This window comes from Enemella dayhoffiae (assembly GCF_002250625.1).
Classification (GTDB): domain Bacteria; phylum Actinomycetota; class Actinomycetes; order Propionibacteriales; family Propionibacteriaceae; genus Enemella; species Enemella dayhoffiae.
Window position 1 is genome coordinate 23,261 of sequence record NZ_NMVQ01000014.1, and the last position, 6,985, is coordinate 30,245.

At 69.5% G+C, this 6,985-nt stretch carries 8 protein-coding genes; 4 read left to right on the top strand and 4 right to left on the bottom strand.

Annotated elements, in window-relative coordinates:
* Positions 1-6: 6 nt before the first annotated feature.
* Positions 7-990: a Rieske 2Fe-2S domain-containing protein gene (locus CGZ93_RS10325; protein WP_094364065.1), complete on the top strand. Its 984-nt coding sequence runs from the start codon at positions 7-9 to the stop codon at positions 988-990.
* A gap of 5 nt (positions 991-995) precedes the next feature.
* On the opposite strand, the gene CGZ93_RS10330 is transcribed toward CGZ93_RS10325, so the two are convergent.
* From CGZ93_RS10330 to CGZ93_RS10340, 3 genes are read right to left on the bottom strand one after another with little or no spacing between them, the layout of a single operon-like run.
* Positions 996-1,505, bottom strand: coding sequence for a general stress protein (locus CGZ93_RS10330; RefSeq protein ID WP_094364070.1), 510 nt, complete (start codon positions 1,503-1,505; stop codon positions 996-998).
* A 51-nt stretch (positions 1,506-1,556) separates the two neighbouring features.
* Positions 1,557-2,219, bottom strand: a complete 663-nt coding sequence (locus tag CGZ93_RS10335) for a VOC family protein (protein ID WP_094364066.1) — start codon at positions 2,217-2,219, stop codon at positions 1,557-1,559.
* A 1-nt stretch (position 2,220) separates the two neighbouring features.
* On the bottom strand, positions 2,221-3,171 hold the full coding sequence (locus CGZ93_RS10340) for an HpcH/HpaI aldolase/citrate lyase family protein (RefSeq protein ID WP_094364067.1): 951 nt from the start codon (positions 3,169-3,171) through the stop codon (positions 2,221-2,223).
* 66 nt (positions 3,172-3,237) lie between these two features.
* Here CGZ93_RS10340 and CGZ93_RS10345 point away from each other — a divergent pair, with 66 nt between their 5' ends.
* The 3 genes from CGZ93_RS10345 to CGZ93_RS10355 are packed head-to-tail and all read left to right on the top strand — an operon-like array spanning position 3,238 to position 6,317.
* Complete coding sequence (locus CGZ93_RS10345; RefSeq protein ID WP_141211166.1) at positions 3,238-4,488, top strand: magnesium transporter MgtE N-terminal domain-containing protein; 1,251 nt, start codon at positions 3,238-3,240, stop codon at positions 4,486-4,488.
* Entirely contained in the window at positions 4,488-5,051 is a 564-nt protein-coding gene (locus CGZ93_RS10350) for a DUF1003 domain-containing protein (protein WP_094364068.1), read from the top strand. The genes CGZ93_RS10345 and CGZ93_RS10350 overlap by 1 nt, the downstream gene beginning before the upstream one ends.
* Before the next feature lie 42 nt (positions 5,052-5,093).
* Complete coding sequence (locus CGZ93_RS10355) at positions 5,094-6,317, top strand: Mrp/NBP35 family ATP-binding protein (protein ID WP_094364069.1); 1,224 nt, start codon at positions 5,094-5,096, stop codon at positions 6,315-6,317.
* An 18-nt stretch (positions 6,318-6,335) separates the two neighbouring features.
* Here the strand turns inward: CGZ93_RS10355 and CGZ93_RS10360 are convergent.
* Positions 6,336-6,985 (bottom strand): integrase core domain-containing protein (locus tag CGZ93_RS10360; RefSeq protein WP_141211167.1); only part of this gene is annotated, 650 nt, incomplete at its 5' end.

Sequence of the window (6,985 nt, forward strand, 5' to 3'; positions counted from 1 at the left end):
GGACCATTGTTCGACGGGTTTGCGCGACAGTGGACTCCGGTGCTGCCCCTGGCCCGGATCGGCAACCGGCCGCAGCGAGCGGTCGTCGCCGGCGAACCGCTGGTGGTGTGGCGGGTCGACAGGGGCCGCGTCGGCGTACTCCTGGATCGCTGCCCGCACCGCAGCGTGAGCCTCGCCCTGGGGTCGCGTACGCCCAGCGGAGGTCTCGCCTGTTCCTTCCACGGTTGGGAATTCGACGACGCCGGGGCGTGCGAGAAGATCCCGTTCAACCCCGACCGCGGGCTCGCCCGACGGGGCGCCACCAAGCTGCCGCACCGTGAGCTCGGCGGGCTGTTGTGGGTGTTCACCGGGTTCGACCCGGACACCGAACCCGAGCTGCCCGACACCCTGCTGGACGACTCGCTGGTCCGCTTCGAGCACCACGAGACCTGGGACGCGCACTGGACGCGGGCGATGGAGAACATGCTCGACTATCCCCATCTGCCCTATGTGCACCGCAACACTATCGGGCGGTTCGTCCGGGCCAAGCAGCGCCCCGATTCCGTGCTGCATCAGGAGGTCCGGGACACCGACTTCGGTTACGACGTGACCCCGTGGCTGGACGACAACCCGCCCGGCGCGACGCTCAAGTGGTACGCCCCGAACTCGATGGTGCTGGACACGATCCCCGCGCCACGGCTGATGCGGATCCAGATCTACTGCATCCCCGCCGAGCCGAACCGGGTGCGGATGCTGCTGGTCACCACCCGCAACTTCGCCCGCAACCCGGCCGCCCCGTTCGCCTTCGACCGGTTCAACGTCAAGGTGCTGCACCAGGACCGGGCCGTGGTGGAGTCCTCCGACCCCGTCATCGTGCCCGAGCGCGGTCTCGAGACCTCGGTGCCGACCGACAAGGCCACGCTCACCTTCCGCACCTGGTTCAACCGGGAGCTGCCACACAGCAGCGTCGCCGACCCGCGGGAGCGCACGCCCAGCACCCTCGAAGGCTGAGGCCCCTATTCGAACGCCTGGGCGCGTGCCCCCGGCAGCTTCGCGAGCTCCTCGCGGGCCTGGGCGGCAACCTTGTGCTCGCTCAGGATCTCGTATTTCGACGGCACCGTGGTGCGCACGGAGTTGAAGTCGCGCTTGCCGCCGGACATCGAGTAGGCCAGCCCGCCGAAGATGATGCTGATCACCACGGCGATCGCGATCGCCACGAGCAGCATGAGCAGGAAGTTCCCCTGCGTGAACAGGGCGAGCACGATGCCGACCAGCAGACCGGTGCTGACTCCGGACAACGCCGAGGAGCCGATCACGGTGCCCCAGCTCTTGCGCCCGGTGACCCGCTCGACCAGCTTCAGCTCGGTCCCGACGATGGCCAGGTTCTCCACCGGAAACCGGTTGTCGGCCAGGAAGTCGACGGCCTTCTGGGCGTCGGCGTACTTGTCGTAGAGGGCGACCGACTGCGGAAACTCGAGCTCGAGGCTGAGGCCCTGGAACTGCGGGCCCTGGAACTGTGCGGACATGATGCCTCCCGGTTGCTGTGCCGCCAGCATAGCCGGTCAGCCCTTCGCGAGTCAGTCCTGCGCGAAGACGCAGAACTCGTTGCCCTCCGGGTCGGCGAGCACGTCCCAGTCGCGGTCGGCATCGCGCGGTGCCACCACGGTGGCCCCGGCGTCGGTGAACTCCTCGACGGTCCCCCAGACGTCCCAGTGCACGCGGTTCTTCACCGTCCTGGGTTCGGGCACCGGCACGAACACGAAGCAGTCGAACGGCAGTTGCTCCCCACTCATCCCCCACCAGGGGTTCGACGGATCCGGTTCGGCGACCAGTCCCAACCGGTCGGCCCACCATCGCGCCTGCGCCCCCGGGTCGCGGCAGTCGACGACCACCTCATAGAGCCGGTGCGCCGGGACGGTGTCGCGGACGAACACGCACAGGTCCAGCCCGTCGGGGGCCCGCAGCCAGGTCCAGTGCTCGTGGCGCTGCACCACCTCCGCACCCAGGGAGAGGACCTCCTCGACCGAGGCCGCGTGCACGTCCAGGTGCACCCTGGCCTTGGTCAGCGGCGGCTCCGGCACCACGTTCACCCACACCGTCTGCCCCGGCTCCGCACCGCGCAGGGGCTGCGGCTCACCGGGGTCGCGCGGGTCCGCGTCCAGCCCGAGCACCGCCGCCCAGAAGTCCACCGACACCGCCTGGTCGGTGGTGTCCAGCGCGAGATCCTTGAAGCGAGCCACCTCAGGCCCCTGCCTCTGCGGCGCCCGCATCCAGCCCGGCCGCCCGCCCCTTGGCGACGATCCGCTGGGCGATCTTCATGCCGGCCTCGTCGACCATCTCGTCGTCCACCACGATGGCGCCGACCGCACCACCAGCCTCGGCCGTGGCGTGGGCGTACGCCTGCACCATCCGCAGCGACCGCTCGAAGTCCGCCCGGGCGGGGGTGAAGATCTCGTTGCCGGCCGCGACCTGGTCGGGGTGCAGCACCCACTTGCCGTCGAAACCGAGGGCGGCGCTGCGCCGGGCGGCCCGCCGGAACCCGTCCACGTCGCGGATCGCGACGAACGGTCCGTCGATCGCCGCCAACCCGTGCGCCCGCGCCGCGACCAGGATCGAGAACAGCACGTGGTGGAACGCGTCGGCGTCATAACCGGCCGGCTGCTCCCCCACGTTGGTGGACGCCATCCCCACCGACGCCATGAAGTCCCCGGGACCGAACACCAGCGAACGCATCCGCGGGCTGGCACCGGCGATCTCCTCGACGTTCAGCAGCCCGCGGGCGTCCTCGATCTGTGCCTCGATGCCGATTCGGCCCACCTCCAGCCCGTGCACCCGTTCCACCTGGGTGAGGATCAGGTCGAGCGCCACCACGTCGTCGCGGGACCGCACCTTGGGCAGCACCAGCGCGTCGATCCGCTCGCCGGCTCCGGAGACCACCTCGATCACGTCGGCGTACGTCCACTCGGTGCTCCAGTCGTTCACCCGGACCGTCAGCAGCGGAGCCCGCCACTGTTCGGCCAGGGCGCGCACGATCCGGCCCCGCGCCTCGGCCTTGGCGGCCGGCGCCACGGCGTCCTCCAGGTCGAGGAAGACCGCGTCCACCTGCAGCCCGCGGGCCTTGGTCAGGAAGCGGTCGGAGGAACCGGGCACCGCCAGCACGGTGCGGCGTACCTGGGTCGCAGCAGCAGCCATGCCAGCACTGTAGACCGGGGTCTGCGCGCGTTGGCCGGGCTCTGCCGAGATGAGTACTCTCATCCGGTGAGCTCCTCATCCTCCATCTTCATCTCCCGGATCCGCGGCCTGCCGGTCGTGGACGCCGGTGGTGACCAGATCGGCAAGGTGCGCGACGTGGTGATCCAGGTGCGCACCGAGGGGCGGGCGCCGCGGGCCAAGGGGCTGGTGGTCGAGCTGTTCGCCCGACAGCGGATCTTCGTGAACATGGCGCGGGTGCACTCGGTGGACGCGATGCAGGTGGCCATCTCCGGCACGATCAACACCCGGCGGTTCAGCCGCCACGACGCGGAGACCCTGGTCATCGACGACCTGTTCGACCGACGGGTACGCCGCCGCAACCACACCGAGCCGGTCACGGTCTATGACATCTCGATGCAGCAGGTGCGCAACCACGAGTGGGAGCTGGCCGAGGTGGCGGTCGCCGAGATCCGCGGCCGCGGGTTCCGCCGCAAGCCGCACGTGACCGTCGTCGACTGGTCCGAGGTGGACGTGCTCAGCCCCACCCCGCAGGGCCGCGACCATGATCAGGTGCTGGCCGAGCTGGAGGACATGCACGCCGCCGACGTCGCCCGCGAGCTGCACGACATGGATCCCGAGCGCCGGGCCCAGGTGGTCGAGGCGCTCGACGACGCCCGGCTCGCCGACGCGCTGGAGGAACTGCCGGCCGAGGAGCAGATCGAGGTGATCTCCCGGATGGAGGTCGAGCGTGCCGCGGACATCCTCGAGGAGATGGACCCCGACGACGCCGCCGACCTGATCGCCGAGCTGGACGGGGAGAAGGCGGAGGAACTGCTCAACCGGATGCAGCCCGAGGACGCCTCCGACGTGCGGCGCCTGCTGGTCTATGAGGAGTCGACCGCGGGCGGCCTGATGACGCCCGAACCGGTGATCATGGGGGCCGACGACACCGTCGCCGATGCGCTGGCCCGGGTACGCCTGGCCGAGCTGACCCCGGCCCTGGCCTGCATGGTGCACGTGTGCCGCAGCCCGCTGGAGACCCCGACCGGGCGGTTCCTGGGCAGTGTGCACATCCAGCGGTTGCTCCGCGAGCCCCCGTCGACGCTGATCTCCCAGTTGATCGACGACGACCTGGAACCGCTGCCGCCGGACGCCCCGTTGACCGCCGTGAGCCGCCACTTCGCCACCTACAACCTGGTCAACGCGGCCGTGGTGGACGCCGACCAGCACCTGGTGGGGGCGGTCACCGTCGACGACGTGCTCGACCACATGCTGCCGGCCGACTGGCGCGGCCAGCAGATGGAGGGGGGTGACTGATGGCGGCTCAGGACAAGCGGGATCGGCCCTCGGCTCGGGAACGCTCCGGCAAGGGTGGCCAGTCCGAGCGCGACGACCGGCTGAACACCCCGGGTCGCGAGACCAGTCGGTTCCCCCGGATCCGATTGGACGGCGACACGTTCGGCGAGTTCGCCGAGGCGTTCGCCCGGTTCATGGGCACGGCACGCTTCCTGCTGTGGATGTCGGTGTTCATCATCGTCTGGATCCTGTGGAACGTGCTGGTCCCCGAACAGCTCAAGTTCGACCCGTTCCCGTTCATCTTCCTCACGCTCATGCTGTCGCTGCAGGCCTCGTACGCCGCCCCGCTGATCCTGCTCGCGCAGAACCGGCAGGAGGCCCGGGACCGGATCACCGCCGAGGACGACCGCCGGCAGGCGGCGCAGAGCCGGGCCGACATGGACTTCCTGGCTCGCGAGATCGCCACCGTACGGATGAACGTCGGCGAGCTGGCCACCCGGGAGTTCATCCGCGGTGAGCTGCGCAAGGAGTTGCGAGAATTGCTCTCCGACGACGAGGAGTCGAGCGAGCGCAGCTCGTCGTGAGCGCGGCCGGAGACCCTTCTCCGGCGCGGTAATCTGGCCCTCATGTCTGCTGACCAGTCCGACGCCCAGTCCGGATCCCCCCAGATCCAGTCCAAGAACCCCGACCACCCCCTTCTTCCGCGGGTGGTGCAGGCGCTCGGCACGGTCAATGACCCGGAGATCAAGCGCCCGATCACCGAGCTCGGCATGGTCGAGCGGGTCGACATCGACGACGCCGGTGAGGTGTTCGTCGGGATCCTGCTGACCACGGCCGGTTGCCCGTTGAAGGGCCCGATCGAGCGGGATGTGACCGCCGCCGCCTCCCGCGTCAGCGGGGTGTCCGGCGTACGCGTCGAGCTGGGGGTGATGACCGAGGAGCAGCGCACGGCGCTGCGGCGCACGCTCAACGGCGGCCGCGCGCCCCGGGAGATCCCGTTCGCCCGGCCGGATTCGCTGACCCGGGTGATCTGTGTCGCCTCGGGCAAGGGCGGGGTCGGCAAGTCGTCGGTGACGGTCAACCTGGCGATGGCGCTGGCCGCGCAGGGCAAGCGGGTCGGCGTCCTCGATGCCGACATCTACGGTCACTCGATCCCGGCGATGCTCGGGGTGGCCGATGCGCGCCCGACCTCGATCGGCGACGACAAGGAGGCGATGATTCTGCCGGTGCCGACCAACGGCGTGCAGGTGATGTCGATCGGCATGCTGAAGCCGGAACGCTCGCAGGTGGTGGCCTGGCGCGGTCCGATCCTGGACCGGGCACTGAACCAGATGCTGGCCGACGTGCATTGGGGTGATCTGGACTTCCTGCTGGTGGACATGCCGCCGGGGACCGGTGACGTGCAGATCTCGATGGGTCAGAAGCTGCCGAACGCCGAGGTGATCGTGGTGACCACCCCGCAGGCGGCGGCCGCCGAGGTCGCCGAGCGCGCCGGGACGATGGCGTCGATGCTGAACCAGCGGGTGATCGGGGTGGTGGAGAACATGGCCTATCTCGATTTCACCGCACCGGACACCGGCGAGAATTATCGGATCGACCTGTTCGGCTCGGGCGGCGGCGAACAGGTGGCGCAAACGCTCACCGCGCGGCTCGGCTATCCGGTGGCGCTGCTCGGCCAAGTGCCGCTCGACCAGTTGCTGCGCGTCGGCGGCGACGAGGGTGCCCCGGTCGTCGTGGGCGCCCCCGAGCACCCGGCCGCCGTCGCCCTGCGCGGCCTCGCCGAGGGCATCGGTGCCAAGAAGAAGTCGGTCGTCGGCATGCAGCTCGGATTGACCCCGACGGGCCGCTGACGGGCCGGCGCCAGACGGCTAGGTGTATGAGGCCAGGACGTTGTTGACGCGTGACGGCGTTGCCGACGCGGGCGGCATTCCACCGTGCACACCGTGGGGCCTGTGGTAGTTGTAGTGCAGGTTCCAATTTTCCAACGCTTGCTCTCGTTGGCCTTCTGAGGTCCAGGTCCTTGCGTAGAGGAACTCTTCAGCAAGGATGCGGTTGTAGCGTTCGACTTTCCCGTTGTGCTTGGGCGTGTACGGCCTCGTGCGGCGGTGCTCGGCGCCGTCCAAAGCGGCAGCGAACGCCCCCGAACGGTAGCAAGCGCCGTTGTCGGTGATGATTCGCTCGATCCGAGTGATGCCGTGGGCAGCAAACCAGTCGCGGGCGCGGTTCAAGAACGCGACGGCGGTCGTAGCCTGTTCGTTCTCGAGCGACTCGGTGTACGCCAGGCGAGTATGCCCGTCGATGGCGGAGTGCAGGTACGCGTATCCGGCACGTGCTCCGCGGGTCTTCGCCCGGGCAGCAGCACGGGCTTCGGAGCTGGCTTTGCCATGCACCCGCCAACCGCCGCCGTCGGGGATCCGTCCGACCTTCTTCACGTCAAGGTGCACCATGTGCCCGGGATGCTTCGCGGTGATCGTCCTGACCTCACGGTTCGTCTCACCACTCGGGTCTATGAATCGAC

Bases quoted from the DNA above. Each gene is read 5' to 3' on its own strand.
- CGZ93_RS10350 (WP_094364068.1), top strand. From the start codon at position 4,488: ATGGCGGCTCAGGACAAGCGGGATCGGCCCTCGGCTCGGGAACGCTCC.
- CGZ93_RS10355 (WP_094364069.1), top strand. From the start codon at position 5,094: ATGTCTGCTGACCAGTCCGACGCCCAGTCCGGATCCCCCCAGATCCAG.
- CGZ93_RS10340 (WP_094364067.1), bottom strand. From the start codon at position 3,171: ATGGCTGCTGCTGCGACCCAGGTACGCCGCACCGTGCTGGCGGTGCCC.
- CGZ93_RS10330 (WP_094364070.1), bottom strand. From the start codon at position 1,505: ATGTCCGCACAGTTCCAGGGCCCGCAGTTCCAGGGCCTCAGCCTCGAG.